Genomic DNA, 25,030 nt, shown 5'->3' with positions numbered 1-25,030 from the left:
TGCGATGAGTTTGACGCAAACGGGCAACTCTCTGTTGCCGGAATGTAATGTTTTCCTCCTGCTGACCCGTTTCTTTTATGAGATATCTCACAAAAACAGCGCGATACGCTGGGATTGAGGATCGGGAACTGTAGTTTTTAACAATAATTTTACTTGTTAAAAACAGTGTAATTACAGGAGCGAGTCATGACAGTACCCGTACAACATCCTATGTATATCGATGGACAGTTTGTAGCCTGGCAGGGTGATGCCTGGATTGATGTCATCAATCCGGCCACCGAAGAGGTCATTTCCCGTATTCCCGACGGCAGTGCCGAAGATGCCCGCAAGGCGATTGACGCAGCCGAACGCGCCCAGGAGGCCTGGGAGGCACTGCCTGCCATCCAGCGCGCAGGCTGGCTGCGTAAAATCGCGGCAGGCATTCGTGAGCGCGCCAGCGAGATCAGCGCCCTGATCGTTGCCGAAGGCGGCAAGATCCAGCAGCTCGCGGAGGTTGAGGTCTCCTTCACCGCCGACTATCTCGACTACATGGCGGAGTGGGCCCGCCGCTACGAGGGCGAAATTATCCAGAGCGATCGTCCGGGCGAAAACATTCTGCTGTTCAAACGCGCCCTGGGCGTCACCACCGGTATTCTGCCGTGGAACTTCCCGTTCTTCCTGATCGCCCGCAAGCTGGCACCTGCGCTGGTGACCGGCAACACCATCGTCATTAAGCCGAGCGAATTTACTCCGAACAACGCCATCGCCTTCGCCAAAATCGTCGACGAGATCGGCCTGCCGAAAGGGGTTTTTAACCTGGTGCTGGGACGCGGGGAAACCGTGGGCCAGGAGCTGGCGGGCAACCCGAAAGTGGCGATGGTCAGCATGACCGGCAGCGTGGCCGCAGGCGAGAAGATCATAGCCGCCGCCGCGAAGAACATCACCAAAGTGTGCCTCGAGCTGGGCGGTAAAGCCCCGGCTATCGTGATGGACGACGCAGATCTGGAGCTGGCGGTGAAGGCGATTGTTGACTCGCGGGTGATCAACACCGGGCAGGTCTGTAACTGCGCCGAGCGCGTCTATGTGCAGAAGGGCATCTACGACCGCTTTGCAAACCGTCTGGGCGAAGCGATGAAAGCGGTGCAGTTTGGCAACCCGGCCGAGCGTAACGACATCGCCATGGGCCCGCTGATCAACGCCGCGGCGCTGGCGCGTGTTGAGCAGAAGGTGGCGCTGGCGGTAGAGCAGGGGGCGAAAGTGGTGCTGGGCGGCAAAGCGGTGGAAGGGAAGGGCTACTTCTATCCGCCAACGCTGCTGCTGGACGTGCGTCAGGAGATGAGCATCATGCACGAAGAGACCTTCGGACCGGTGCTGCCGGTGGTGGTATTTGACACCCTGGAGGAGGCGCTGAAGATGGCCAACGACAGCGATTATGGTCTGACATCCTCGATTTATACCCGGGATCTGAACGTGGCGATGAAGGCCATTAAAGGGCTGAAGTTCGGTGAAACCTACATCAACCGCGAGAACTTTGAAGCGATGCAGGGCTTCCACGCGGGATGGCGTAAATCGGGGATCGGTGGAGCGGATGGCAAACACGGTCTGCACGAGTATTTGCAGACCCAGGTGGTCTATTTGCAGTCGTGATAGAGACGCCGGGTGGCGCGAGGCTTGCCGGGTGGCGGCTTCGCCTTACCCGGCCTACGTGTCCGATGCCGTTTGCCGGTTTTGTAGGCCGGGTAAGCGCAGCGCCACCCGGCATCCAGACTGCACCCTTCCGCTTACACCTTCGTCGCAATCCAGTTCATCATCAGCTCCGGCCAGAGGGCCACCGGCAGCCCCTGGGCATCGCGGATGCCGAATCCATGTTTCCCGCGCTCGAACAGATGCATCTCAACCGGCACCCCAACGCGGCGCAGGGCGGTAAACATCGCCAGGCTGTTCTCGGCCTTCACCGCCGGGTCGTCGGCGGCATGCAGCAGGAAGGTCGGCGGGGCATCGCGGGTGACGCGCGCTTCCAGCGAATAGCGGCGGATCAGCTCTTCGCCAGGGTTGTCACCCATCAGCTCAAGGCGCGAGCCCGGGTGGTAGTGTTCGCCCTGCATGGTGATCACCGGATAGACCAGCGCCATAAAAGCCGGACGGGCGGATAGCGCGTCGGCGGCGTCGAGCGGGGCGTATACCGTTTCGTCATGGCGGGTACCGAGGCTCGCCGCCACGTGACCGCCCGCCGAGAAGCCCAGCACTCCAATCCGCGCCGGATCCAGCTGCCACTCCCCGGCACTGGCGCGGATCACCCGCATGGCGCGCTGGATGTCGGCCAGCGGCGCGTCGGCCCCCTCTTCATGACCATCCCCCGGCATGCGGTAGGTCATCACAAACAGGGTGTAGCCGCGGGCGTTAAAGAAGGAGGCCAGCGCGCTGCCCTCTTTATCCAGCACCACGCGGCGGTATGACCCGCCCGGCGTCACCAGGATACCCACCCCGTTAGGTTTGCTCGGGGTATAGACGGTTATCTCCGGGGCGCGGATGCCGGTGACGGCGCGATCAAAGTGGGAGGTACCGGTGTGGTGGGGTTCCGGGGTAAAGACGGCGTCGCTGGTCTGCGCGCCCGGGGCTTCATTATCGGGCCAGATGGTAAAGGTGGCCGAACTGCTAACAGCGTGGGCCATATTCTGTTCGAGTGTTTCGCGGCTGAGTGCTTCCATGTTAACGCTCCCTCTCTGGAAAGCGTTTGTTATAGCAGGGTTAACGGAATGAAAACCTGAACAGTTTCACAGGTTGCGGACAGCCTGGCTGTCCGCAGGGTGATTACAGCGCCGCGAACTTATCCAGGGTCCGCACCAGCTGGGTGACAAAACCATATTCGTTGTCGTACCAGGCGACGGTTTTCACCAGCTGGACATCGCCCGCCTCGGTGACCTCGGTCTGGGTGGCATCGAATATCGACCCAAAGTGGCTGCCGATCACATCGGACGAGACAATCTCTTCGTCGGTATAACCGAAGGATTCGTTGCCCTCAGTGGCCTTTTTCAGCGCCTGATGGATCTCATCCACGCTCACTTTTTTATCCAGAATAGAGACCAGCTCGGTGACGGAGCCGGTTTTAACCGGCACGCGCTGGGCGTGGCCTTTCAGCTTGCCGCTCAGGGCGGGGATCACCAGCCCAATGGCCTTCGCCGCGCCGGTGGTGTGCGGAATGATGTTTTCCGCCGCGGCGCGGGAGGCGCGAAGATCCTTGCCGCGCGGCCCATCCACCAGCGCCTGGGTGCCGGTATAGGCGTGGATGGTGGTCATGGTGCCCGCCTTGATGCCAAAGGCGTCGTGCAGCACTTTCGCCAGCGGGGCCAGGCAGTTGGTGGTGCAGGAGGCGACAGAGATAATGGTGTCACTGGCCTCGATGGTGTCGTCGTTAACGTTAAAGACGATGGTTTTCATCTCGCCGGCCGGGGCGGAGATCAGCACTTTTTTGGCGCCCGCGTCCAGATGGGCCTGGGATTTCTCCTGCGAGGTGTAGAACCCGGTGCACTCCACTACCAGATCCACGCCCGCAGATCGCCACGGGATGTTTTTCGCCTCTTTCTCGGCGTAAACCGAAATGGATTTCCCGTCGACGATCAGCGCGTCTTCAGTGAAGTCGACGCTCCAGGGGAAGGGGCCATAGTTAGAGTCATGTTTTAACAGGTAGGCCAGCACTTTTGGCGACGTCAAATCGTTAATCGCCACCACGCTATTACTGTCCTGCGTTTCCAGCAACCGACGGAGAACCAGTCGGCCAATACGACCAAAACCGTTAATGCCAATCTTACTCATGATCTTCTCCTGTGTGATGTACGGGACGTTGAACTCATCCAGGATTAGACCATGAAGCCCAGCGAGGCAATTGAAGATGGCTCATCTGCACGGAAGTTTTTGAAAAGTGCGGGAGAATAAATAATGAATTTTTAACTGAAGCTGGGTTATTTTACGTTTTTTAGCCTTCTGTTCAGGAAAGACTATGCGCAATAAATACACCGGCCTGCAAATCACGATCCACTGGCTGGTTTTTCTGCTGGTGATCGTGGCCTACTGTGCCATGGAGTTTCGCGGCTGGTTCCCCCGCAGCGACCGCCCACTGATCAATATGGTCCACGTTTCATGCGGCATCTCTGTACTGGTGCTGATGGTCGCGCGTCTGCTGGTGCGTCTTAAGTATCCCGCGCCGCCGATTGTGCCTAAGCCAAAACCGATGTATATCGGCTTATCGCATCTGGGGCACCTCGCCATCTATCTGCTGTTTATTGCGCTGCCGCTGATTGGGCTGGTGATGATGTATAACCGGGGCAATACCTGGTTTGCGTTCGGGCTGGGGATGCCGCACGCCGCCGAGTCCAATTTTGATCTCGTGGACACGCTGAAAGCGTGGCACGTCACCCTGGCGAAGCTGGGCTATTTCGTTATCGGGATCCACGCCTTTGCCGCGCTGCTTCACCACTACTACTGGAAAGACAATACCCTCCTGCGCATGATGCCGAAAAAACGCTAAGGGGATCCTGTGTCCCGTAAGCTGCGCAAAGTGCTGTTTGCCACCGGTGTCGGCCATTTTGTTGAATGGTTCGATTTTGGGCTTTACGGCACGCTGGCCGCGTTTATTGGCCTGCACTTTTTCCAGGCTGACGATCCGGCGTTGGCGCTGCTGTCGTCGTTCGCGGTCTTTGGCGCCGGGTTTGTGATGCGTCCGCTGGGCGGGCTGTGGTTTGGCTCCCTCGGGGACCGCATCGGACGCCGGAGGGTGCTGGCGTCGGTGATCATGCTGACCTCGGGCGCCACCTTTCTGATCGGACTGCTGCCCACTTATTCGCAGGTGGGGCTTCTCGCCACGGTGCTGCTGGTGCTGGTGCGTCTGGTTCAGGGATTTGCCGCCGGGGGCGAAAGCGCAGGAGCCACCACCTTTCTGGCGGAATATGCTCCCGCCCGCCGCCGGGGCTACTTTACCAGCTGGATCGATAACTTCGGCTTTCTGGCCTTTGTTGCCGCCTCTGGCCTGGTGGTGCTGCTCACCACGGTGCTGGGAGAGGCGGCGATGAATGCGTGGGGCTGGCGCATTCCCTTCCTGCTCGCCGGGCCGCTGGGCTGGATTGGCCTCTACCTGCGCACCCATCTTGAAGACTCTCCCGAATTCCTGGCGCTGAAGCAAAGCCATAAAACCGAGGCCGCCCCGCTGCAGGTGGCGGTCACCACCGAGCGGCGCGCGCTGGGCTTCTGCATCGGTTTTGTGGTCATCAAGGCGGTGGGGCACTGGATGCTACAGGCCTTTATTCCCGGCTACCTGACGACGGCGCTGCGCTTTCCGACGCAGCAGGCATACCTTATTACCACGCTCGGGCTGTTAGCTGTGGCGGTGATGGTGCCCTTTATGGGGTATCTGTCGGACAGGTTTGGCCGCAGGCCGCTGATGCTGGCGGGCTGCATGGGGTTTATCCTCCTGAGCTGGCCTGCCATGGGATTGATGGCGCAGGGCGATGTCGTCTCCGCGCTACTGGCGATGCTGTTGCTGGGGATCTGCATTGCCGCCTTTGACGGGGCCTGCTGCGCGGCTATCGCGGAGCTGTTTCCTACCCGGATTCGCTTTGGCGGTATCGCTATCGCCTATAACGTGGCGGTGGCGTTCTTTGGCGGTATCACGCCGTGGTTCTCGGCCTGGCTGGTTCTGAAGAGTGGCAATCCGCTCGCCCCCGCGCTGTTTGTCATGATGGCCGCCCTGATCACCTTCCTGACGGTGTTACGGGCGAAAGAGAGCGCCGGATTGCCGTTGCGTCGCTAGGGGCGGCATAAAAAAGCCCGGCGGGGAAGGCCGGGCAAAAAAATAAACACAACAAATTTGCATCACTTAACAGCTGATTACTTCAGATCGCGGTGCGCCATGGCGTTGACCAGGTACGACTGACGCTGACTGAGCCTCACTTCACGGTCAGCGTCATCACGCTTGATGATATTGAGCGCCGGGCCGCCGCTATCCGGCGAACGCGTACACTCTGCATCCTCCGGAATTATCCAGCCAACATCATCACGGGTGCGATGATTATTGCGTGCGTTACGAACTCTTCGTCTCAAATGCATACTCTAACCTCCTTATAATATATCGGGCTGCGTTTGCATGGTGTGGCAAAATTGCCGCTCGGTACGTCCATGAATATATTGTCTGACATATCGCCGTTAGCGGAAGATATATCGCAGCGGATTACGCTGCGGGTTTGCGTCCGCCACCGCGACTATTTTGTCCGCCTTTTTTTCCCGCTTCGGATGCCCGCTGCGGGTCGTTCTTAAAGTTACCGCCGCTACTCTGTCCGCCTTTACGGCCCGCCTGGGATGCACGCTCCCGGTCTTCTGCGAAATTGCCGGAACCGCCTCGATGATTAGCCATAACTTGTCTCCAGTTTTTCGTTGAGAATACTTTTAAGGAAAACCAACTTCCTCAAATGCGTGCACAAATAAATCTAGACAGAACGGAACAAACGTCAATAAGCCTCCCGATGCGTTTTTTCCTTGCTCATGGCTAACAAATTTTATTTTTTCACCGGCTCCAGGGAATATATCCTCGCTAATAAATAAGTTAGCATTCCTTATATATCTGACGAATAATTTCCGGGTGGTAAAGGGTGTTTGCAGATTCATAAAATAATTCCCTTTCTGAGGGAATTTAAGATAAGTCTTAGCGGCTCTGCTCAGGCTCAATGGCCGCGATGGCCCGTAAATCGGGTGGCTGGCAGGTGATCAGCCGGGCGCTGATTATCGCACTACCTTTCATGGTGGTTGCCGCTCTGCTGACAATGCCTGCATCATTGCATGGGACAGGCTTTTCGGGCTGGGGCTCCCGCCACGCTGCTGCATGAGAGGGTGAGCCCGTTAATGGTATTTATCATCTTTGACGTGATTCTTTATGTCGTGGGATCACGAAAATTTGGCCGCTAATTTTATAAGGGATTCAGGATGTTTACAGGTCTGAGCGCATTTCCTCTCACGCCGTTGGTAAAGGGGGAGATTGATGAAAACGCCTTTGTTGCGCTGATTGAGGCGCTGGCGGCAGCGGGGGTAAATTCCATCGGCGCGCTGGGCTCCACGGGGAGTTACGCCTACTTAACCCGGGAGCAGCGTTTCGCCGCCACAAGGCTGGCGGTGAGTGCCGCCGCGGGCGTGCCGGTGATGACCAGTATCGGCAGCGTCAACGCAGAAGAGATCGTGAGACTGGCAGAGGATGCGCAAAAGGCCGGGGTGAGCGGTCTGCTGCTGGCCCCGCTCTGTTACCAGAAACTGACGGCGGAGGAAGTGTTCCGTCTGTACGAGCGCCTCTGCGGTGAAATTTCCGTTCCGCTCTGTATCTACGACAACCCGGCGACCAGCGGCTTTGAATTTAATGATGAACTGCTGGAGGCGCTGTCGTTTTTACCCAACATGGGTTCCATCAAGCTCGGCGATCTGCCTGCCGATCCGGCTGACGCCTTAGCCCGTGTGGCGAAGCTGAAAAGCCAGGTGGCGGCGGGGGTGACGATTGGCATCAGCGGTGATGCGCAGTCGGCTGCCGGTCTGCTGGCAGGGTGCGACGTCTGGTACTCGGTGCTGGCCGGACTTTTCCCGGATTATTGCCTGCGGTTGACGCAGGCGGCGCTGCGGGGGGATGTGGAGGAGACCCGGCGGCTTAACGGCGTGCTGGAGCCGTTATGGAGATTTTTCCGTCGATACGGGAGTTTGCGGGTGATCGCGACGGTGGCGGAGCTGCGGGGAAGGGCTGCGGCGCCGTGTTTGCCTTTTCCGTTGCAGACGCTGGCGGGGGCGGAGCGGGATGCGTTGCAGGAGGTGGCAGAGCGGGTTTTGTAGGCCCGTGCAAGCGAAGCGCCGCCGGGCAATGCGCGGGCGGCCTGGCGATATCACCGAACTGATGGCAGAGGAGCGGGAGCGTGCCCGCACCCTCTGTATCCTTCATCAGCCTGTTTGAAGACCTCCAGGCCAGAAAACATTTACAAAACAAATATTTCTAATTGCAATAATCACTTGTAAGCGAAGCGGTTAAGTAATAAACCGCCGTTGTCGGCCTGCGACTTGATTGCGCTTCGCGCCACGACTACTGTATATAAAAACAGTATTCGAGGAACGAATCATGGAGTTTTACCAACTTTCAGCGCTGCGCGAGGTGATTGCGCTCCCCCTTTTCAGCGATGTGGTGCAGTGCGGTTTTCCCAGTCCGGCCCAGGACTATGTTGAACAGCGTATCGATTTAAACAAATTACTTATTCAGCATCCCAACTCGACCTACTTTGTGAAGGCGGCCGGGGATTCGATGATTGACGCCGGGATCGGCGACGGCGATCTGCTGATTGTCGACAGCGCCAGAACGGCGCAGCACGGGGATATTGTTATCGCCGCGGTGGAGGGGGAATTTACGGTAAAACGCCTGCAGCTCCGGCCCCGGGTACAGCTTAACCCGATGAACAGCGCTTATTCGCCCATCCTCGTGAGCAGCGAAGAGTCGCTCGATATCTTTGGCGTGGTGACCTATATCGTGAAGTCGGCGGATTAGGCTGCATACACCGGATCTTACCGATCGCATATCGCCAGAATTTGCTCCCTCATCCACACATGTCCGGGTGAGTTACCCAGCGTAGGGCTGTAATAGGCCTTCAGGATGTACTGCGGTGTCGGGAAAGGGGGAGCAAAAACCATCAGGTTTTTCATATCAAAGATCGACGCTATTCCTCTTTTGGGCAGCGTGATCGCCAGATCGGACTGGGAAACAATCAGAGGGGCGATCATCAGACTGGGAAGTTCCACGACGATCCGGCGACGTACCTGCTGGCTTTCCAGATAACGATCGATCATCCCGCGGCTTTCCAGCCACGGGCGCACCACCACATGCCCGGCACTCAGGTAACCTTCCTGCGTCAGCAAATCCTGGATATGCGGATGACCACGGCGCACGGCAACGACATAGTCATCGGTAAAACAGGTCATGGATTCGATGCCGCGTCGGGAGGGCTTTTGCTCCTCTTCGAACCCCAGGGCAAAATCGACCTTACCCGACAGCAGATCGTCATCGGCATTAAAATCCCGCGAATAGACAAGCTTAAGGGTGATGCCTGGCGCCAGCTGATTGACCCGTGCCACCAGCGCGGGCAGGATCACCGCGGCGGTGTAGTCCGTTACGGCAAAGGTGAATGTCTCCCGGCTTTTTTCCGCTTCGAAATCCCCAGACTCGAGCAGGCAGGAAGAGAGGCTGCCTAACGCCCCCGAAATCTTCGCCGCGATGCTTTCCGCTTTGGCCGTGGGCACCATCCGACCGCCGGTACGCACGAACAGCGGATCTGCAAGCGCGACCCGCAGGCGGTTCAGGGCATGGCTCAGCGCCGAAGGGCTAAGCGCTTGCTCATTGGCGGCAGCCGTGACGCTACCGTGCCGGTAGAGTGAATCGAAAACCAGCAGTAGATTCATATCGAGCTTACGTAGGGGTGAATACATATTTTCCCGGAATCCGGTTAAGTGCATATTATGCAGTTTATTATTGCATAACATGCAGCACAAACATGCCGGGAACAAGGTATTCTGTCGCCCACAACATGACGAAGAGGCAAAAATATGACTACCCCGGTATTCCGCCAGGCAACCGCAGCTGACATTGATCGTTGCCATGAGATTGAAAGGATGTCCTATGAAGGGGATGAAGCGGCAACGCGCGAAAAAATTGCAACCCGCATTAATCGCTACCCGGAAGGCTTTCTGTGCATAACGCTGGAGGGCGAAGTCATTGGATTCATTAATGCGGGCTGTGCATGGGACGTGGTGATGTCCGACGAAGCGTTTAAAGAACTGGTGGGCCACGATCCGGATGCCCCAAACGCAGTAATCATGTCCGTGGTGGTTCATCCGGATTTCCAGGGACAAGGCTATTCGTCATTGCTGATGCGTGAATTCGTGTCACGCATGAAGGCGATGCATAAAAAGACCATTCACCTGATGTGTAAAGATCGCCATGTCGATCTGTACGCCCATTTTGGCTACCGCTATATCAGGCCGTCGGAGTCCGATCACGGCGGGATGGCATGGCATGAAATGATGATGATGCTTTGATTTATCCTGCGTATTACCGCCGGCAAACATTATTCCGAGCGCTTCGTCAAGCGCCTCGCTGACCCCTCCCTCTGAAGGATTATGCGCCAAACGCGCCATCGATGGTGTGCATGGCGCCAGTAATGAATGACGCCTCCGGGCTCGCCAGCCAGGCGACCATGCCCGCCACTTCCTCAGGACGCCCGTGTCGTTTAATTGCCATAAAGCTGTGCATCAGCTCCTTCATGGGGCCATTCTCTGGATTCGCATCGGTATCGATGGGGCCGGGCTGCACGACGTTAACCGTGATCCCGCGTGAGCCAAAGTCACGCGCCAGGCCGCGCGCCAGTCCTTGCAGTGCCGATTTGCTGACCGCATACGAGGCCATCCCCGGAATGGGCATACGATCGCCATTCACAGAACCGATGACAATAATGCGTCCGCCGTCCGGCATTTGCCGGGCCGCCTCAACCGCGGCATGGTAAGGCGCATGAATGTTGATCCGGAAGAGGCGATCGACGGCGTCGCTATCCTGCTCCAGCGCATCGCCAAAGAGCGCAATGCCTGAGTTGACGACCAGAACATCCAGCGGCCCGCTGTCACGCACGAGTTTTATCACCGCATCCCGGTCGGCGCTGTCGGTCTGTACCGCCACGCTTCCGGTTTCAGCGGCCAGCTGCGCGGCGGCGTCTGGCGATCCCGCATAGCTGAACACCACCGATGCGCCCTCGGAGGCAAAGCGCCTGACGATAGCCGCGCCAATGCCACGACTTGCGCCTAAAACCAGTACCGATCTCTTTTGCAGTGCAGCCATAAAACGTTCCTTATGATATTGTAGTGGTCATTACAATATGCGTCGGCTACGTGTGCCGTCAAGGAGTAATGTAGTGATCACTACAAAAAAGAGCCGTACCCCAGGACGACCTCGCCGGTTCGATCCTGAGCAGGCCATTGAAACTGCCCAACACCTCTTTCACTCGCAGGGTTATGACGCGGTGAGTGTGGCCGATCTGACGAAGGCGTTCGGCATTAATCCCCCCAGCTTCTATGCCGCTTTTGGCAGCAAGTTGGGGCTTTACACCCGGGTGCTGGAGCGGTATAGCCATACTGGCGCGATCCCCTTTACTGAACTCCTGCGTCACGACCGCCCGGTGGTGCAGTGCCTGATGGATGTTCTGCACGACGCGGCAAAACGCTATGTGAACGATCCGGCGGCGGCCGGGTGCCTGGTGCTGGAAGGGATCCACTGCAACGATCGGCCTGCGCGCGAGGCGGCAAGCGAATTGCACACTGCCGCGGAAGAGACTATCCGGGCCTATATTGCCCAATACTATCCGCACGAAGCCGTTCGGCTGACCGACTTTATCAGCACATTGATGGCGGGACTGTCGGCGAAAGCACGGGCAGGGGATAGTCTGGCGCGTCTGCAGGAGACCGTGCGCCTGGCGAGGCTGGCCCTGGCGCCGTTACTTCCGCGCTGAGGCCAGACCCGGTTCTTATGGCGTGGGGATCAGATGGTCTGTCCGCCCGACACCTCGATACGCTGGGCGGTCACCCACCGGTTGTCGTCACGCAGCAGGCTGGCGACCATCGGTCCGATATCATCGGGAACGCCGACACGCCCGAGCGCGGTCATGGCGGCAAACTGTGCGTTAACATCGGCGTTGTCGCGCACCAGGCCGCCGCCGAAATCGGTCTCAATGGCCCCTGGCGCGACGGTATTGACGGTGATACCGCGCCCGCCCAGCTCGCGGGCCATATACACGCCCAGCATCTCAACCGCCGCTTTTGCCGCGGCGTAGGCCGAGAATCCCGGGTAGGAAACCCGGGTCAAACCGGACGAAAAGTTAACGATCCGCCCGCCGTCGGCCAGCATCGGCAGCAGCGCCTGCACCAGGAAAAACACCCCTTTGACGTGAACGTCGAACAACCCGTCGAACTGCGCTTCGGTGGTATCGGCCAGGGTAGCAAACTCACCGTGACCGGCGTTGTTAATCAGATGATCGAAGGTGTCGCGCGCCCAGACTTCAGCAAGCTGCGTGCGCAATGTTTCAGCAAAGCGCGGGAAACTTGCCGTCTGCGCCATATCAAGCTGGAGGGCAATCGCTTTGCGTCCCAGCGCGCGGATCTCCGCGACAACCGCTTCAGCCTGCTCGGTGTTTCCTCTGTAAGCGACAATGACATCACCCCCCTGTTGTGCAATGGCGAGGGCGGTACGACGGCCGAGGCCACGGTTGGCGCCGGTGATAAGTGCGATTTTATTCATGACAGCTCCTGTCTGTTGAGTGGTATCACTACAGTAGGAGAAGCCCCTCTGTGGCCATTGCCCGATCCTTGTGAAGTTTTGCCCATTTCTCTTCCAGGGGGGTGTTCTGTCGCCAGTTATCACATACTATCGTTAAAAAACTTGCCCGAAAGGATCCTATGCCTGCTGCACTGTTCGAGCTTTGCCGCCGCTATGCTGATACGCACGCTGACCGTAGCGGGGTTGCTGCTACGCCGGTTCCGGGGTTGACGATTGTCCGGGCTTTGCATCCCGGCGATTTGCAGGCGGCCATCAACAAACCGCTGATTGCGATGCTGTTGCAGGGACGCAAATGCGTCACGACCGGTACTGAACGTTTTGACTATGGCCCGGGCGAGGCGATGGTGATTGCTGCGGATGTGCCGACGATCAGCCAGATTACCCAGGCCAGCCTTCGCCATCCCTACTATTCCCTGGTGCTCGAGCTGGATACTGCCATCCTGCGTGAGCTTCAGGCGCTGGCACCCGCAGGGCAGGGTGACGGGCCTTACGTCGGCATTGAACCAATGAATGCCGGGGTGGCGGATGCCGCTTACCGGCTGGCAAGACTGTTTGACGACCCGCCTGCGCTGGCGGTCCTGGGTGAGGGATTACGCAGAGAGCTGCATTACTGGCTACTTCGCAGCGTACACGGGGCGGCTATCCGTGCCCTTGGCGCAGCAGAGAGCTATTCCGCACGCATCAGCCGCGCGGTCGCGGTTTTGCGTAAGGATTTTACCCGCACGATAAGCGTTGAAGAGCTTGCCGGCGTGGCGGGAATGAGCGTTTCCGTGTTCCATCAACATTTCCGGGCTATCACCACCACCTCGCCGTTACAGTTTCAGAAACAGCTGCGCCTGATCCACGCCCGTCGGCTGATGCTGACAGAAGGAACTGCCATTGCCCAGGCGGCCTACAGGGTAGGCTATGCCAGCGTGTCGCAGTTCACCCGGGAATATGCCCGGATGTATGGCGTGCCGCCGGGGCGTGACAGGCGGCTGGCTAAAGCCAGCGCCTGAGGCCGGAAGACAAACGTTAAATGGCCGTTTTGAGCCAGGAGGCAATATCCTGCGTGGGCAGATTGTTCCGCGCATTCCAGGTTTCTCTCATCGGCCACCACACTCCCTCTCCCCGGGCAAAGGCGACGCGATAGCGCAGCATCGGATCATCCGGCTGTAAACGCAGTTCTTCCTGTAAGGCGGGCAGCGTGAATACGCTTTTCGCGAAGGTCTGTTTTGTGACGCGTTCAACCGTTTCCGCCAGTTTGCCATAGGAGGTCGTTTCCCCCGCGACAAAGACCACCTCGTTGACGATACGCGGCTGCTGCAAATAGATCGCCGTGGTCAGCCGGCCAATATCCGCGGGTGAGGTCACGGTGACCTGGGTGTCCCATCCTCCGAGAGCATGAAGGGTTCTGTTGGCTAAATTCACCACATCAAACGCCGGTTCGAAGAGAAAGCTGGTAAACATACCGGTTGACACAATCACCCACTCCGTCGCGCGCTGTTCCCGCAACAGGGTTCTGACCTCATACTGCTCGTCCCAGACGGGTTGGCCGCTTCCTTTGCCGACCACATCGTAATTAACGCCAAACTGCCAGGGGAAGTAGCGTCTCACGCCCGCCTCCAGCACCGCGCGGGTAATTTTTATCTGGGTGCCTGCACCGGCGATAAAACCCATGCAGTTGATCACCGTATCAAAGCCAGCAAAGTGGGGTTTTAACGATTCAATCGTACTGGCTGCAACGTCAACGGCCATAAATGTTGCGCCTGAATCAGCCAGTCGCTGATGATCATCGGCCAGCAGATTGCCCTGTTGATCCAGTGACCCGGGCGAGACGATAACCGAGACGCTGCCGTTTCGCCGTGTGACTGCCGGGATCAGAAAATCCAGTACGGCGGTGCCCAGTTGTCCCGCTCCCAGCACCAATACTTTTTCGCCCTGATTAACATTGCGCTCTGTCATTTTTATTCCTCATCTTTGTCAGCAGCTTGTTTGCTGCTATTAAGGCCATTTTATGGCAGGGTGGTTTATGCGATAAGAGGCTGAGGACGGGTTAGACTGTTCGTGAAAATGGCATAATCAGTCGGTCTGGAGGGCAATATGGATAAGCTGGAAGCAATGCAGGTCTATGTCGGCGTGGTGGATACCCATAGCTTCGCCAGGACAGCCGAAGCGATGGGATTGCCGCGTTCAACGGTATCCCGCGTGATTAAGGATCTGGAAGCCTGGCTCGGGATCAAGCTTCTGCAGCGAACCACCCGCACACTCAGCGTGACCGCCGATGGCCGACGGTACTATGAGGAGTGCAAACGCGTGCTGGCTGATATTGCCGCCATAGAATCCTCTTTTCCTGGCCGGGCGGCGCAGCCCAAAGGGCGTTTCAAGGTGGGGATGCCGCAGTCGCTGGCCCGGCACTGCATTCTCCCGAGGCTAGCGGAGTTTCTGCAGCTGTATCCTGAGCTGGAGTTGATCCTGTGTTCCAGCGATAACGTCGAAGATATCATTCAGGAAGGGTATGACTGCGTGATTCGTACCGGCAGAATCGACGATTCAACCACGCTGGTGGCTCGACCTCTCGCGAACTTTAAGTGGGTGGTTCTGGCCTCTCCGGCATACCTTGCCGCCCATGGTAAGCCGGAAAATATTGATGATCTGGAAAGGCATTACGCCGTTGGCTATCTCAACCATCGCACCGGACGCACCACCGACTGGTTTTTTACCCTTGAGGAGGGCGATTGCGCGATCCGGATGAAGGAGACGCTGGTTGTCGATGATACCGACGCCTATATTCAGGCCGGTATACAGGGGCTTGGGGTAATCCGTGTCGCCAGCTATCTGGTTGCGCCTTACCTGCAAAACGGCGCGCTCATCGCCTGCATGGATAACCTCTCTTTTGATTTGCCGCTTTCGCTGGTCTATCCGCAAAACAGGTATTTACCGCCTTCGGTGCGCGCATTTTATGACTGGAGCCGCGCGGTGCTGCTACAACCTGTGAGGGGGGCTTAAACGCGCTGTATGGCTCTTTTTAACTGCTCCACCAGCCAGTTCAGCGCCGGATCCTGCGCCCGGCGCTTGTGGCGCAACAGACACAACGTAAACGAGGGATAATTCACGGGCGTGGCGCTGGTGCGTAAAGCAAAATGCTGCTGCCATCGTCGGGCCAGTCCGTCGGGAACCGTGGCGAAAACGGGCATCGTGGTTAACAGCAGAGGAAAGGTGGAAAAATTGGCCGTCACGTAACGCACGCGCCGCTGCAACCCCTGGCTGGCAAGCTGCCGGTCAATTTCACTGTGGCTTGATTCGCGATACGACACCATAACATGTTCATAAGCGATAAAGTCGTTTACCGACAAGGGCCCTTCACAGGGGATCTGCTCTGCTGACCAGAGCGTCGAAACGCCCATTGTCATGACGGGCTCGCTCACGATCTCTCCCGTGCTCTGCTTGTTCAGCGAAACGGCAATATCAATGGCATCCTCCTCCAGTAATCGACGTACCTGAAAGGGATCGGCGGGGAGACTATGCAGCGCCACGCCAGGTGCCTGATGGGCGATGGCGGGCAGGAGATCCGGCATCAGCCAGTGCTCGCTCCAGTCGCTTATGCCCAGGCGAAAGGTCCGTTTTGCCGTGGCGGGAGAGAAGTCCTGAGCGCCAAAAATGACGGTATGCAGGTTTTCCATCAGCGGTTGCATATGAACCATCAAGGCTTCGGCGCGCGGTGTCGGCAGCATCCCCCGGGCCGCGCGAACGAACAGCGGGTCATCAAACATCTCCCGCAGTCTTTTCAACGCCCCGCTGATGGCCGGTTGCCCAAGATGCAGCACCTCTGCGGTACGGGTGACGCTCGCTTCCCGGTATAACACCAGAAACACCGTCAGGAGATTCAAATCTATCCGGTTAAAATCATTTTCAATGATTTTCTTCATCATGTTAATCAATTTGAATGTTATTTATCCCAGCAGCATAGTGAATCTCAACCTGGTAAATCAACTATGCCGAGAACAGGCGGAGGGCGTTATGCAATCTTACCGGATAGGCGACACGGTTATTTTTAAGATCATGGAGCGAGAAATTAAAATACCAACAGCGGAGTTATATCCTGATTATCTCCGGCCCGCAGACGCAGAATGGGCCCGTCAGAGCGTACCGCTGTCGATCCACAGTTGGGTCATACGTACTCCCGACGATATTATTGTGATTGATACCGGCACCGGTAATGGTCGCGAACGCGGTGGTAATCCGTTTTACCATCAATTGCACACAGGCTACCTGGAGAATTTTCTGGCCTCGGGCATTAAGCCGGAAGAGGTGACCCTGGTATTACTGACTCACCTGCACACTGACCATGTTGGCTGGAACACTCTCTGGCGGGATAACCGCTGGGTGCCGATGTTTCCCAACGCGCGTTATATCTGCTCTGAGAAAGAGCTTATTCGGGTACAAAACAGTGACCGCTACCGGAATTTATGGCTCGACAGCCTGTTGCCGGTGATTGACGCGGGCCTGCTGGAAACCGTTGATGTGGCCGCGCAGCCGGTATTTAGCGGCAGAATTTCTTATACCCCCATGCCCGGGCACAGCCCTGATCATGCGGCGTTGATCCTCTCTGCGGGCGGCGAATATGCCTTCTTTGCCGGGGATATTGCACATTCACCGTGGCAGTTTAGCCACCCGGAATGGAATTCGGTGTTTTGCAGCGACCATCACGAGGCGGAAAAGTCACGGCGTCGGGCGATGGCATGGTGTGCGGAACATAACGCCCTGTGGTGTAGCGCCCATTTCGCTGGCTCCTCCTGCGGCTGGCTGAGTGTTGATGAACATGGGCACTATCGCTGGACTGATGCGAATGACACGCCAACCTTTTTCGGGAGTACGCAACAATGAACAACGCTTCTGTGATTCTGGTTTTTGGCGCGACGGGTCAGCAGGGCGGCTCGGTCGCGAATGCGCTGCTTAACAACGGCTGACTGGGCGTATAACCGGTAGGGCGTTTTCCCGGCGTCACAACGGTGACGCCGGGCGGGATGGCTAGCGGGAGGATAACAGCGGCGCGTAATCCATATTCTCCAGATCCTCGAGCAGGCCGGGGCCGGTGGGATGCCAGCCCAACTGCTGACGTGTCCAGGCGGAGGATGCGCGCAGGTTTATGGCGGCGAAAATAGCGAACCAGCCAAAATGCGCTTCAGCCTCTGAGGAGGGGAGCGAGATGTACGGCAGATCGAGCTTGCGGGCAATGATTTCTGCGATCTGCCGGAGGGGCACCCCTTCTTCGGCAACAGCGTGGTAGCGTTGACCGCTTTCGCCACGCTCCAGCACCTGTCGGTAGAGCGCGGCGACATCGCTGACGTGCGCCGCCGACCAGCGGTTATCGCCCTCACCGATGCAGGCCACAACGCCTTTCTCAATCGCGTGCTGAATATACCAGGTGATGAGGCCCTGGCGCCGGGTATCATGCACCTGTGGCAGACGCACAACCTGCACATTAACACCTTCAGCAAGCAGCGCATTGCCTTCAGTTTCTGTTGCCACCCGGGGATGGCTGTTCCCGGCGTTAAAGTGCTTTTCCTGCGCTAATGCCGTGGCGGTGTCATCGCCCATGCCGGTTCCTGACGTAATAATCAACGGGCGATCGCTGCCTTTCAGCGCCTGGCCCATGGCATGGATAGCCCGCCGATCCTTTTCACAGTTCTCGACGAAACGGTGAAAATCATGATCAAAAGCCGTATGGATCACCGCTTCCGCATGCTGTGCGCCCGCCGCTAACGTATCGGGGTCATCCAGGGTTCCGCGATGAACCTCCGCCCCCGTATTCCTGAGCGCCTGCGCGCTGCTCTCCGAGCGGGCGAGCGCGGTAACCTGATGTCCGGCCGCCAGCAGTTCAGTGAGGATCCGGGAGCCAATAAAGCCACTTGCGCCGGTAAGAAAAACTCGCATAACACACCTCCAGAGTAGGGTTCCGGAACAGAGTAGCGCTATAGTCAGACGAGAAAAGTAGAGACATTATCAGGGTATAAACCTTAACAGGATGACGACGATGCACACTGCTATGCAGTCACTGGGCGATTTTCTGCGGGCGCGACGTTTACGCCTCGATCCGGCCACCTTTGGCTTTAGCCCGGGCAGGCGACGCACGCCCGGATTGCGCCGGGAAGAGGTTGCTCAGCTCGCCAGTATCAGCCCGGTCTGGTACACCTGGCTTGAACAGGGACGCGGCGGCGCGCCGTCGCGGGAGGTACTTACCGTATCGCCAGCGGGCTACGCCTGACCTCACCGGAACGCGAGCACCTGTTTATGCTGGCATTCGGCCATCCGCCCGGCACCCGTTTCACCGTTTCTGCCGAAATCGCGCCACGATTACAGCGGGTTCTGGATGCATTGAGCATCCCTGCCATCGTCAAAACCATTACCTGGGACGTCATTGCCTGGAATCGCGCCGCCGCATGCGTTTTAACCGATTATGCGCGTCTGCCCGCAACAGAGCGTAACGTTCTGCGCCACCTGTTCACCGATCCGGCAGTACGCCGGGCGCAGGATGACTGGCAGGCGGTGGCGCGGTTGGTGGTTTACGCGTTTCGTGCTGACGTGGCGCGCGCGGGAACATCGCCGGAAACCACCAGCCTGATTGCCGAACTTTCCCGTCAGAGCCCGGAATTTGCTGCCTGGTGGCAGAGTAACGATGTCGCCAGTCACGGTGAGGGGGTGAAGCGTATCTATCATCCCCAGGCCGGCGCGATAGAGCTTGAATTCTCAACCTTTGCGGTGGAGGGGCGGCCGGATCTGGCGATGCTGGTGTTTAACCCGGCGACAGAGGAGAGCCGCCTGAAAATTGATGCCCAGCTCAGACAATCCCCGCTCTGTGATTAACCGGTGTCGGCGAGCCCGACATGTTTAACCGCCGCGCGATGCTGCGCATATTTCCCCGGCGGCACACCGACATAGCGGGTAAACGCCACGCTGAATGCGCTGGCGGAGCCGTAACCCGTGCGCTCTGCCACTTCGGCGACCGTGACGCCGGTATCGCACAGCAGTTGCATGGCGAGGGTCATGCGCCAGGAGAGCAGGTATCCCATCGGCGTGACCCCGGTCATCTCCGTAAAGCGCTCAAACAGCATCGAGCGGGAGAGGGCGCAGCGACTGGCCAGCGCCTGCACCGTCCATTTTCTGGCAGGCTCCTGATGTATCAGCCGTATCGCCTGGGCGATACGGGGATCGGCCAGACCACGCACTAATCCGGGCGTGGCGAGGGATGTGCCAGAGCGGATAGCCTCGATAAAGAGCAGTTCCAGCATGCGCGCCAGCATGAACGCTTTTCCGGAGCGTTGCGCCTGGGCTTCATCCTTTAACAATCCGACCAGCAGCGAAAGACGCTTTTCATCACGCACAAACACAAGCCCGGGCAACAATGAAACCAGCAAACCCGCATCGGGTGATTCAGACATGCAGTGACCAACCAGCGCCAGCATTTCAGGGTCAGCATGGGGATCGCCGAGCCGGAAATGTCTCTCTGCCACTTCGATGGGGATAGTATCGACACCTGGCGAAGCAGGCGGGACGAGGCTCGTCAACGCAAAGTTGTAGGCTGCGGGTATTAAAACAAAGTCACCGGCATGCAGCGTGAGGGGCTCATCGCCTTCGCGCTCAAGGCGGCACGCCCCTTCAAGCACAGCGCAGTAGAATGACAACCCCTCATCCGAACGGCGGACCCGCCAGGCGCCCGCGCCGGTTACCGTTTTTGTCAGCACCGCTTTGAGTTTTAACATGGCGATGGCTTCGGCTAACGGGTCGCTCATTTCCGGACTCCTGCTAAAGAATAACGGACTTTTGAATATATATCGTCCAGCCGGCGCTGTCTATTATGTGCTCAGGCAAACCACACGCAGGAGTGATTATGAAAACGGTTATGATTACCGGCTGTTCGTCAGGTTTTGGTCTGGAAACCGCACGGTATTTTCTTGAGCAGGGCTGGAAGGTGATTGCGACGATGCGCACACCGCAGGAGAATCTTCTTCCCGGGAGCGATCGTTTACGTCTCCTGAGCCTCGATGTCACTTCGCAGCCGAGCATCGATCGGGCGATCGCTGACGCCGGCGGCATCAATGTTCTGGTCAACAACGCCGGGGTGGGGATGTTAAACGCCCTGGAAGGTGTCTCCCCGGAGGCGGTCAGAGACATTTTTGAAACCAACACGCTTGGCACCCTCGCCATGACCCGGGCCGTACTCCCACAGTTCAGACAACGTCGTTCAGGGGTGATCGTGAATGTCACGTCTGCGGTGACCCTTCAACCGCTGCCGCTGCTTGCGGTCTATACCGCCAGTAAGGCGGCAGTTAATGCGTTCACCGAATCTCTGGCAATTGAGCTTGCGCCGTTTAATATCCGCGTGGGCCTGGTGCTGCCCGGGCGTTCGCCTGCGACCCGTTTCGGCGAAAATGCGCAACGGATCATGGGATCGATACCCGAAGAGTATGCCGCGTTGAGCGAGCGTGTCTTTCAGGGCATGCAGGATGCGCATGCGAGCGTAACCTTACCCGAGGATGTGGCAAAAGCCATCTGGCAGATGGCAACGGATCCGGATACGCCGATCCGTTTACCGGCCGGAGAGGATGCCCGGCAGATGGCGGCGCATCTCATGTAGAATCCGCCACAGTCAATCCTGCACGTTTAGCGGTTATCCGACATACTGAAGCGTAATGCAGGAGACAATCACTGGAAGGCGTGCCCTATGGCTGATTATACCTTTTCCACACTCTGGCGGGTGGAGGCCTCGCTCCAGGAGGTCTGGGCGATTTTATCGCATCCCGATGTGTGGCCCGAATGGTGGGGAAGCCTGGAGCAGGTTATCGAGCTAAAGAGAGGGGATGCCCGGGGAATTGGCGCCCTGCATCGCTATACCTGGAAGGGGGCGCTTCCGTATCGGTTAACCTTTGATATCCACGTGCTCACCATTCAGCCCCTCTCGCTGTTGGAAGGGGAAGCCAGCGGTGAGGTGGAAGGGCGCGGCGTGTGGTCTTTTTCTGAGCACGAGGGCAACACGCTCGTCAGGTATGACTGGGATATCCGCACCACTACCCGCTGGATGAACCTGCTCGCACCGCTGGCCGCTCCCGTTTTTCGCTGGAATCATCACCGGGTAATGCGCGACGGCGCACAAGGGTTAGCCCGTAAATTGGGCAGGCGGGTAGAGATGTCGGTCGGGTAAAGGGGCGTCAGGCGTTGGGCGACTTACTGGTGAAGCGGCGCGCCGGTTGGCATTACTTTACAAATTGCCCCTTGCCCGCAGAGGCGTCGCTCACTATTCTCATTGCCCATGACTATCCTGACCGGTCCGACTCAATATAAAAACAGGCAACTGAGAGCCCTCGCGCTGCTTTTCGTTGCCTGTGTTGTCATGCTGATCTGTCTGACCCAGCGGGCCGCTATCCTGCATCACATGCAGGTCAAAGCCGCCACGCTCTCGTTGAGTACTGAACATAGCCCGCAGGAACTTTCCTCCCCTGGGTTGTCCCCCTGCGAGTTGAGCGCCCACTCGCTGCTCTCCGCCCAACCTCTTCATTTTGATAACCTTCTGCTGTTACCCGGTCTGCTGGTTCTCGTTTTAGCGGTGCTGATCAAAATCAGCGTCCTGCCGAGGCCGGTGATCCTGTTCCGTCCTCCGCTCCTTCGAATACATCTCAAAAACTGCGTTTTCCGTGAATGACTGACATGGCAGTGCCTGTTTAGTCAATTTTTCACGGAGAAAACTATGAAAACGCTTTTCAGGAGCCTGTGGTTCCTGTTGTTCAGCCTGTCCGCGGCCTGCGCTGCAGTACCGGGCTGGCCGATGACGCCTGACAATGCCCACGCTCAGGTGCAGGTCTGGCACGATGCGCCAGCAGAGGGAAAAGTTCGCCTGCTGCTGGATGTTACCCCTGATGAAGGGTGGAAAACCTACTGGCGAACCCCCGGCGACGGCGGCTTTCGGCCTGTAATAGAGTGGGCGTCCAGGGCCACTACCCAGTGGCACTGGCCGCGTCCCGTGCGCTTTACTTCCGCTGGCTTTAGTTCGGTCGGCTACGACCGTCGGGTGGTGTTTCCGCTGGAAATCACCACCGATGAGGTGCAGCGTTTGCGCGGGAAACTGACGCTTTCGCTGTGCAGTAACCTCTGCGTGGTTAACACGTTCCCGCTGGATATCAATCTTGCCGCCGGTCCGTCGGCGGACTTTGCCAGCGCCTGGGATGAGGCGATGCGGGCGGTTCCTGCGACACACGGCGCGATAGCGGTTAAATCCGTCGCCACGGACCGCGACACCCTGACGGTGAAACTGACCTCGCCGCAAGGCTGGTCCCGGCCCGAACTCTTCACCGATAACCCGACGGAGGCGACGCTTGCTCCGCTCCAGACAGCGGTTCAGGGCGACACCCTGACCGCACGGTTTAGCGTCAGCGACAGCCAGGGAGAGCCGCTGGCGGCCGACGGTTTACAGCAGATCGCACTGCTGGTCAGCGACGGTGCGCAGAGCCAGCAGCTTACGGTTGAGCTCAGCCCCGGTCCCTCCACCACGTTCTGGCAGATCCTGGCCGTGGCGCTGGTGGGTGGCCTGATCCTCAACCTGATGCCCTGCGTGCTGCCGGTGCTGGGGATCAAGCTCGCGTCGCTGATGACCCTGGCCGGGAGCACACGACGCCAGACACGGCTGCGTTTTCTGGCGACGGCGGGCGGGATCATCTTCTCGTTTCTGGTGCTGGCGGCGGTCGTTACCGGTCTTCGGCTGTCCGGGGCCTGGATTGGCTGGGGCTTTCAGTTCCAGAATCCGTGGTTTATTGGCGCGATGGTGCTGGTGACGTGGATTTTTTGTTTCAGCCTTGCGGGCCTGCTGGAAATCCGCCTGCCTTCCACGCTCACTACCCGGCTGGCTACCGCCGGTGGGAACGGCATCGGTGGGAGTTTCCTGGAAGGCGCGTTTGCAACCCTGCTCGCCACGCCCTGTACGGCGCCGTTCCTCGGCACGGCCGTCACCTTCGCCCTGGCGGCACCTGTCCATCAACTGTGGCTGGTCTTTTTGGTGCTGGGTATCGGGATGAGCCTTCCCTGGCTGGCGATCGCCATGGCCCCCTGCGTGGCGCGCTGGCTGCCGAAGCCCGGCCCCTGGATGGGGAAACTGCGTCTGGTGCTGGTGCTCCTGATGCTGGGCTCCTGCATCTGGCTGATGTCATTGCTGGTCAAAGAGTGGGGCGCACGCTATGTGTTGATTGGCGGCGGCCTGATGGTGGCGTTGTTCCTCTACCGCTGCGCAAAGGCCATGCCGCATCACAGAGAGAATCTGCGCAGCCTGGCGTTTGGCGTCCTGTTTGGCGCCGGGCTGTATGCGTTTCTGGCGCCGCAACCTCAGGGGAAGGATGATTCTCCCCTCAACTGGCAGCCGCTGAGTGAGGCCGCGCTCAGCGAGGCCCTGACTGCCAGAAAGCGCGTGCTGGTAGATATCACCGCTGACTGGTGTCTGAACTGCCGGGTTAATGAGGTTATGGTGCTTCATCGCCCTGAGGTAGTGGCGGCTTTAAACCGCGACGACGTGGTCCTGTTGCAGGGTAACTGGAGCCAGCCCTCGGCGGAAATCGAGCAGTTCCTGAGGCGCTACGGCGCCAGCGGCATTCCGTTTAACGCCATTTTTGGTCCTTCACTTCCGCAGGGGCATGTTCTGCCCTCCCTGCTGAGCAAAGAGGCCTTACTGACCGCGCTGGCGAAGGCCGGGGCGGCTACACCATCTGATTTTACTGAGGAAAAATAATGAAGAAGATCCTGTCCCTGTTGATTCTAACGTTCAGCGCCGCCACGCAGGCGCAGCCCGGTGATTTACCCGAACCTGTTAAGCAAATCCAGAAACAGGGCATTGAAATCATCAAGCCGTTCAGCGCGCCCGGCGGCGTAGAAGGGTGGCTGGGCAAATATCAGGACATGGGCGTCACGCTCTATCTCACGCCGGATAAAAAACATGTTGTTTCAGGCTATATGTATGATGCCCAGGGCAATAACCTGAGCGAGAAGATCATCAACGAGGAGATCTATATTCCCGCCGGGCGCGAAATGTGGAAACAGCTCACCGCCGCGCCGGGGATCAAAGAGGGCAGCGCGGACGCGAAATGTCAGGTAGTGGTATTCGCCGATCCTTTCTGCCCCTACTGCAATAAGTTCTGGCATCAGGCGCAGCCCTTTATCAAGGATAAAAGCATCAACACCACAACCCTGCTGGTGGGCGTGATCCGCCCGGACAGCGCGCAGTATGCGGCGGCCATCCTCTCCGCGAAGGATCCGGCTAAAGTGTGGTATGAGATGGAGAGCAGCGACGGTAAAACCAAACCGGCGCTGACGAGTAATACCCCACCTGCGGTGTTTAAGCAGATAGAGCATAACCAGCAGCTGATGACGCAGTTGGGGGCCAGCGGCACGCCTGCCATCTATTACCTGAATAAAGATCGCGCCCTGCAGCAGATCGTCGGCTTGCCGGATGCTAAGCAGATGGCCGATCTGGTGGCCTGTAAATAACCGTCTCTGGTTATTAACCTGAACCATAGTCTCAACCGTTGTGCCGGTAAGCACCTTGATTTGTTCGAAAAATCATTGATACTGTATATATATACAGTTAAACGGATTTGAGACTATGCTATTCACCTTCCCGCGCATTGCTGCGTTCGTTAAAGGGCGCAAATA

Annotated in this window: 27 protein-coding genes and 3 pseudogenes; 18 read left to right on the top strand and 12 right to left on the bottom strand. The window is 58.1% G+C overall.

The features are described from left to right. The first annotated feature begins 186 nt into the window (after positions 1–186). Positions 187–1,626 (top strand): aldehyde dehydrogenase, encoded by a 1,440-nt coding sequence (aldA, locus tag C2U54_RS17350; RefSeq protein WP_103179777.1) that lies wholly within the window; start codon positions 187–189, stop codon positions 1,624–1,626. Positions 1,627–1,760: 134 nt separating this feature from the next. Here aldA and C2U54_RS17345 read toward each other — a convergent pair whose 3' ends face one another. Both C2U54_RS17345 and gap read right to left on the bottom strand, forming a co-directional pair. After that, positions 1,761–2,687, bottom strand: a complete 927-nt coding sequence (locus C2U54_RS17345) for an alpha/beta hydrolase (protein ID WP_103179776.1) — start codon at positions 2,685–2,687, stop codon at positions 1,761–1,763. Between the two features lie 103 nt (positions 2,688–2,790). Then, complete coding sequence (gene gap, locus C2U54_RS17340) at positions 2,791–3,792, bottom strand: type I glyceraldehyde-3-phosphate dehydrogenase (RefSeq protein WP_103179775.1); 1,002 nt, start codon at positions 3,790–3,792, stop codon at positions 2,791–2,793. Between the two features lie 184 nt (positions 3,793–3,976). Here gap and cybB point away from each other — a divergent pair, with 184 nt between their 5' ends. Together cybB and C2U54_RS17330 are read left to right on the top strand one after the other, a co-directional pair. Further along, positions 3,977–4,504: a cytochrome b561 gene (gene cybB / locus C2U54_RS17335; RefSeq protein ID WP_103179774.1), complete on the top strand. Its 528-nt coding sequence runs from the start codon at positions 3,977–3,979 to the stop codon at positions 4,502–4,504. Positions 4,505–4,513: 9 nt separating this feature from the next. Next, positions 4,514–5,782, top strand: coding sequence for an MFS transporter (locus tag C2U54_RS17330; protein ID WP_233210451.1), 1,269 nt, complete (start codon positions 4,514–4,516; stop codon positions 5,780–5,782). A 77-nt stretch (positions 5,783–5,859) separates the two neighbouring features. Here the strand turns inward: C2U54_RS17330 and C2U54_RS17325 are convergent, their stop codons facing one another. From C2U54_RS17325 to C2U54_RS17315, 3 genes are all read right to left on the bottom strand, one after another. After that, positions 5,860–6,078, bottom strand: coding sequence for a hypothetical protein (locus C2U54_RS17325; RefSeq protein ID WP_103179773.1), 219 nt, complete (start codon positions 6,076–6,078; stop codon positions 5,860–5,862). 121 nt (positions 6,079–6,199) lie between these two features. Next, positions 6,200–6,382, bottom strand: coding sequence for a general stress protein (locus C2U54_RS17320; protein WP_103179772.1), 183 nt, complete (start codon positions 6,380–6,382; stop codon positions 6,200–6,202). Between the two features lie 32 nt (positions 6,383–6,414). Beyond that, entirely contained in the window at positions 6,415–6,633 is a 219-nt protein-coding gene (locus C2U54_RS17315) for a hypothetical protein (RefSeq protein WP_103179771.1), read from the bottom strand. Between the two features lie 62 nt (positions 6,634–6,695). Here C2U54_RS17315 and C2U54_RS28120 point away from each other — a divergent pair. The 3 genes and pseudogenes from C2U54_RS28120 to C2U54_RS17305 form a co-directional block, all read left to right on the top strand. After that, positions 6,696–6,930: pseudogene (locus C2U54_RS28120) on the top strand (EamA/RhaT family transporter); the annotation flags it as partial. A gap of 18 nt (positions 6,931–6,948) precedes the next feature. Further along, positions 6,949–7,833, top strand: a complete 885-nt coding sequence (locus C2U54_RS17310; RefSeq protein ID WP_103179770.1) for a dihydrodipicolinate synthase family protein — start codon at positions 6,949–6,951, stop codon at positions 7,831–7,833. 280 nt (positions 7,834–8,113) lie between these two features. Further along, the gene (locus C2U54_RS17305; RefSeq protein ID WP_103179769.1) at positions 8,114–8,533 is read left to right on the top strand and encodes a translesion error-prone DNA polymerase V autoproteolytic subunit; all 420 of its coding nucleotides are present in this window, start codon (positions 8,114–8,116) and stop codon (positions 8,531–8,533) included. A gap of 17 nt (positions 8,534–8,550) precedes the next feature. Here C2U54_RS17305 and C2U54_RS17300 read toward each other — a convergent pair whose 3' ends face one another. After that, positions 8,551–9,468: a LysR family transcriptional regulator gene (locus C2U54_RS17300; RefSeq protein ID WP_158251035.1), complete on the bottom strand. Its 918-nt coding sequence runs from the start codon at positions 9,466–9,468 to the stop codon at positions 8,551–8,553. 117 nt (positions 9,469–9,585) lie between these two features. Here C2U54_RS17300 and C2U54_RS17295 point away from each other — a divergent pair, with 117 nt between their 5' ends. Continuing rightward, entirely contained in the window at positions 9,586–10,077 is a 492-nt protein-coding gene (locus C2U54_RS17295; protein WP_103179767.1) for a GNAT family N-acetyltransferase, read from the top strand. Between the two features lie 79 nt (positions 10,078–10,156). Here the strand turns inward: C2U54_RS17295 and bdcA are convergent, their stop codons facing one another. Further along, positions 10,157–10,870 carry an SDR family oxidoreductase gene (bdcA, locus tag C2U54_RS17290; RefSeq protein ID WP_103179766.1) on the bottom strand — a complete coding sequence of 238 codons (714 nt, stop codon included), beginning with the start codon at positions 10,868–10,870 and terminating at the stop codon, positions 10,157–10,159. 76 nt (positions 10,871–10,946) lie between these two features. On the opposite strand from bdcA, the gene C2U54_RS17285 reads away from it, so the two are divergent. Beyond that, complete coding sequence (locus C2U54_RS17285; RefSeq protein WP_103181088.1) at positions 10,947–11,537, top strand: TetR/AcrR family transcriptional regulator; 591 nt, start codon at positions 10,947–10,949, stop codon at positions 11,535–11,537. A gap of 29 nt (positions 11,538–11,566) precedes the next feature. On the opposite strand, the gene C2U54_RS17280 is transcribed toward C2U54_RS17285, so the two are convergent. Next, complete coding sequence (locus C2U54_RS17280) at positions 11,567–12,322, bottom strand: SDR family NAD(P)-dependent oxidoreductase (RefSeq protein WP_103179765.1); 756 nt, start codon at positions 12,320–12,322, stop codon at positions 11,567–11,569. Positions 12,323–12,480: 158 nt separating this feature from the next. Between C2U54_RS17280 and C2U54_RS17275 the strand changes: the two genes are divergently transcribed. Further along, on the top strand, positions 12,481–13,359 hold the full coding sequence (locus C2U54_RS17275) for an AraC family transcriptional regulator (protein ID WP_103179764.1): 879 nt from the start codon (positions 12,481–12,483) through the stop codon (positions 13,357–13,359). A gap of 16 nt (positions 13,360–13,375) precedes the next feature. Here the strand turns inward: C2U54_RS17275 and C2U54_RS17270 are convergent, their stop codons facing one another. Then, entirely contained in the window at positions 13,376–14,305 is a 930-nt protein-coding gene (locus tag C2U54_RS17270) for an aromatic alcohol reductase (protein ID WP_103179763.1), read from the bottom strand. Between the two features lie 138 nt (positions 14,306–14,443). On the opposite strand from C2U54_RS17270, the gene C2U54_RS17265 reads away from it, so the two are divergent. Further along, positions 14,444–15,349 carry a LysR family transcriptional regulator gene (locus C2U54_RS17265; RefSeq protein ID WP_103179762.1) on the top strand — a complete coding sequence of 302 codons (906 nt, stop codon included), beginning with the start codon at positions 14,444–14,446 and terminating at the stop codon, positions 15,347–15,349. On the opposite strand, the gene C2U54_RS17260 is transcribed toward C2U54_RS17265, so the two are convergent. Beyond that, entirely contained in the window at positions 15,346–16,269 is a 924-nt protein-coding gene (locus C2U54_RS17260; RefSeq protein ID WP_103179761.1) for a LysR family transcriptional regulator, read from the bottom strand. The two genes, C2U54_RS17265 and C2U54_RS17260, sit on opposite strands and share 4 nt — an antisense overlap. Positions 16,270–16,360: 91 nt before the next feature. On the opposite strand from C2U54_RS17260, the gene C2U54_RS17255 reads away from it, so the two are divergent. Then, positions 16,361–17,227: an MBL fold metallo-hydrolase gene (locus C2U54_RS17255; RefSeq protein WP_103181087.1), complete on the top strand. Its 867-nt coding sequence runs from the start codon at positions 16,361–16,363 to the stop codon at positions 17,225–17,227. Beyond that, a pseudogene (locus C2U54_RS27290) lies at positions 17,224–17,307 on the top strand (hypothetical protein); the annotation flags it as partial. The gene C2U54_RS17255 and the pseudogene C2U54_RS27290, both read left to right, overlap by 4 nt. A 64-nt stretch (positions 17,308–17,371) precedes the next feature. On the opposite strand, the gene C2U54_RS17250 reads toward C2U54_RS27290, so the two are convergent. Continuing rightward, positions 17,372–18,277 (bottom strand): SDR family oxidoreductase, encoded by a 906-nt coding sequence (locus C2U54_RS17250; protein WP_103179760.1) that lies wholly within the window; start codon positions 18,275–18,277, stop codon positions 17,372–17,374. A gap of 100 nt (positions 18,278–18,377) precedes the next feature. Between C2U54_RS17250 and C2U54_RS17245 the strand changes: the two are divergent. Beyond that, positions 18,378–19,207, top strand: a pseudogene (locus C2U54_RS17245) (helix-turn-helix transcriptional regulator). Here the strand turns inward: C2U54_RS17245 and C2U54_RS17240 are convergent. Further along, positions 19,204–20,133, bottom strand: a complete 930-nt coding sequence (locus C2U54_RS17240) for an AraC family transcriptional regulator (protein ID WP_103179759.1) — start codon at positions 20,131–20,133, stop codon at positions 19,204–19,206. The pseudogene C2U54_RS17245 and the gene C2U54_RS17240 overlap by 4 nt on opposite strands. A gap of 98 nt (positions 20,134–20,231) precedes the next feature. On the opposite strand from C2U54_RS17240, the gene C2U54_RS17235 reads away from it, so the two are divergent. The 5 genes from C2U54_RS17235 to dsbG all read left to right on the top strand — a co-directional run bounded on the left by C2U54_RS17235 (position 20,232) and on the right by dsbG (position 24,865). Next, positions 20,232–20,978 carry an SDR family oxidoreductase gene (locus tag C2U54_RS17235; RefSeq protein WP_103179758.1) on the top strand — a complete coding sequence of 249 codons (747 nt, stop codon included), beginning with the start codon at positions 20,232–20,234 and terminating at the stop codon, positions 20,976–20,978. 87 nt (positions 20,979–21,065) lie between these two features. Further along, positions 21,066–21,542, top strand: a complete 477-nt coding sequence (locus C2U54_RS17230) for an SRPBCC family protein (RefSeq protein ID WP_103179757.1) — start codon at positions 21,066–21,068, stop codon at positions 21,540–21,542. 108 nt (positions 21,543–21,650) lie between these two features. Next, positions 21,651–22,040 carry a copper-binding protein gene (locus C2U54_RS17225; RefSeq protein ID WP_168192020.1) on the top strand — a complete coding sequence of 130 codons (390 nt, stop codon included), beginning with the start codon at positions 21,651–21,653 and terminating at the stop codon, positions 22,038–22,040. Between the two features lie 45 nt (positions 22,041–22,085). Then, a complete protein-coding gene (locus C2U54_RS17220) occupies positions 22,086–24,110 on the top strand; it encodes a protein-disulfide reductase DsbD family protein (protein ID WP_103179756.1) in 2,025 nt (674 codons plus the stop codon). After that, the gene (dsbG, locus tag C2U54_RS17215; RefSeq protein ID WP_103179755.1) at positions 24,110–24,865 is read left to right on the top strand and encodes a thiol:disulfide interchange protein DsbG; all 756 of its coding nucleotides are present in this window, start codon (positions 24,110–24,112) and stop codon (positions 24,863–24,865) included. Before C2U54_RS17220 ends, dsbG begins: the two co-directional genes overlap by 1 nt. The last annotated feature ends 165 nt before the right edge of the window (positions 24,866–25,030 follow it).

This window comes from Leclercia sp. LSNIH1 (assembly GCF_002902985.1).
Taxonomy (GTDB): Bacteria; Pseudomonadota; Gammaproteobacteria; order Enterobacterales; family Enterobacteriaceae; genus Enterobacter.
Note: the sequence above shows the minus strand (reverse complement) of the source record. Positions and strands in the feature narration are given on the sequence as shown.

What these genes read in the sequence shown, in the direction of transcription:
- aldA (WP_103179777.1), top strand. Translation starts at nt 187, where the DNA reads ATGACAGTACCCGTACAACATCCTATGTATATCGATGGACAGTTTGTA.
- C2U54_RS17345 (WP_103179776.1), bottom strand. Translation starts at nt 2,687, where the DNA reads ATGGAAGCACTCAGCCGCGAAACACTCGAACAGAATATGGCCCACGCT.
- gap (WP_103179775.1), bottom strand. Translation starts at nt 3,792, where the DNA reads ATGAGTAAGATTGGCATTAACGGTTTTGGTCGTATTGGCCGACTGGTT.
- cybB (WP_103179774.1), top strand. Translation starts at nt 3,977, where the DNA reads ATGCGCAATAAATACACCGGCCTGCAAATCACGATCCACTGGCTGGTT.
- C2U54_RS17325 (WP_103179773.1), bottom strand. Translation starts at nt 6,078, where the DNA reads ATGCATTTGAGACGAAGAGTTCGTAACGCACGCAATAATCATCGCACC.
- C2U54_RS17320 (WP_103179772.1), bottom strand. Translation starts at nt 6,382, where the DNA reads ATGGCTAATCATCGAGGCGGTTCCGGCAATTTCGCAGAAGACCGGGAG.
- C2U54_RS17315 (WP_103179771.1), bottom strand. Translation starts at nt 6,633, where the DNA reads ATGAATCTGCAAACACCCTTTACCACCCGGAAATTATTCGTCAGATAT.
- C2U54_RS17310 (WP_103179770.1), top strand. Translation starts at nt 6,949, where the DNA reads ATGTTTACAGGTCTGAGCGCATTTCCTCTCACGCCGTTGGTAAAGGGG.
- C2U54_RS17305 (WP_103179769.1), top strand. Translation starts at nt 8,114, where the DNA reads ATGGAGTTTTACCAACTTTCAGCGCTGCGCGAGGTGATTGCGCTCCCC.
- C2U54_RS17300 (WP_158251035.1), bottom strand. Translation starts at nt 9,468, where the DNA reads ATGTATTCACCCCTACGTAAGCTCGATATGAATCTACTGCTGGTTTTC.
- C2U54_RS17295 (WP_103179767.1), top strand. Translation starts at nt 9,586, where the DNA reads ATGACTACCCCGGTATTCCGCCAGGCAACCGCAGCTGACATTGATCGT.
- bdcA (WP_103179766.1), bottom strand. Translation starts at nt 10,870, where the DNA reads ATGGCTGCACTGCAAAAGAGATCGGTACTGGTTTTAGGCGCAAGTCGT.
- C2U54_RS17280 (WP_103179765.1), bottom strand. Translation starts at nt 12,322, where the DNA reads ATGAATAAAATCGCACTTATCACCGGCGCCAACCGTGGCCTCGGCCGT.
- C2U54_RS17275 (WP_103179764.1), top strand. Translation starts at nt 12,481, where the DNA reads ATGCCTGCTGCACTGTTCGAGCTTTGCCGCCGCTATGCTGATACGCAC.
- C2U54_RS17270 (WP_103179763.1), bottom strand. Translation starts at nt 14,305, where the DNA reads ATGACAGAGCGCAATGTTAATCAGGGCGAAAAAGTATTGGTGCTGGGA.
- C2U54_RS17265 (WP_103179762.1), top strand. Translation starts at nt 14,444, where the DNA reads ATGGATAAGCTGGAAGCAATGCAGGTCTATGTCGGCGTGGTGGATACC.
- C2U54_RS17260 (WP_103179761.1), bottom strand. Translation starts at nt 16,269, where the DNA reads ATGAAGAAAATCATTGAAAATGATTTTAACCGGATAGATTTGAATCTC.
- C2U54_RS17255 (WP_103181087.1), top strand. Translation starts at nt 16,361, where the DNA reads ATGCAATCTTACCGGATAGGCGACACGGTTATTTTTAAGATCATGGAG.
- C2U54_RS17250 (WP_103179760.1), bottom strand. Translation starts at nt 18,277, where the DNA reads ATGCGAGTTTTTCTTACCGGCGCAAGTGGCTTTATTGGCTCCCGGATC.
- C2U54_RS17240 (WP_103179759.1), bottom strand. Translation starts at nt 20,133, where the DNA reads ATGAGCGACCCGTTAGCCGAAGCCATCGCCATGTTAAAACTCAAAGCG.
- C2U54_RS17235 (WP_103179758.1), top strand. Translation starts at nt 20,232, where the DNA reads ATGAAAACGGTTATGATTACCGGCTGTTCGTCAGGTTTTGGTCTGGAA.
- C2U54_RS17230 (WP_103179757.1), top strand. Translation starts at nt 21,066, where the DNA reads ATGGCTGATTATACCTTTTCCACACTCTGGCGGGTGGAGGCCTCGCTC.
- C2U54_RS17225 (WP_168192020.1), top strand. Translation starts at nt 21,651, where the DNA reads ATGACTATCCTGACCGGTCCGACTCAATATAAAAACAGGCAACTGAGA.
- C2U54_RS17220 (WP_103179756.1), top strand. Translation starts at nt 22,086, where the DNA reads ATGAAAACGCTTTTCAGGAGCCTGTGGTTCCTGTTGTTCAGCCTGTCC.
- dsbG (WP_103179755.1), top strand. Translation starts at nt 24,110, where the DNA reads ATGAAGAAGATCCTGTCCCTGTTGATTCTAACGTTCAGCGCCGCCACG.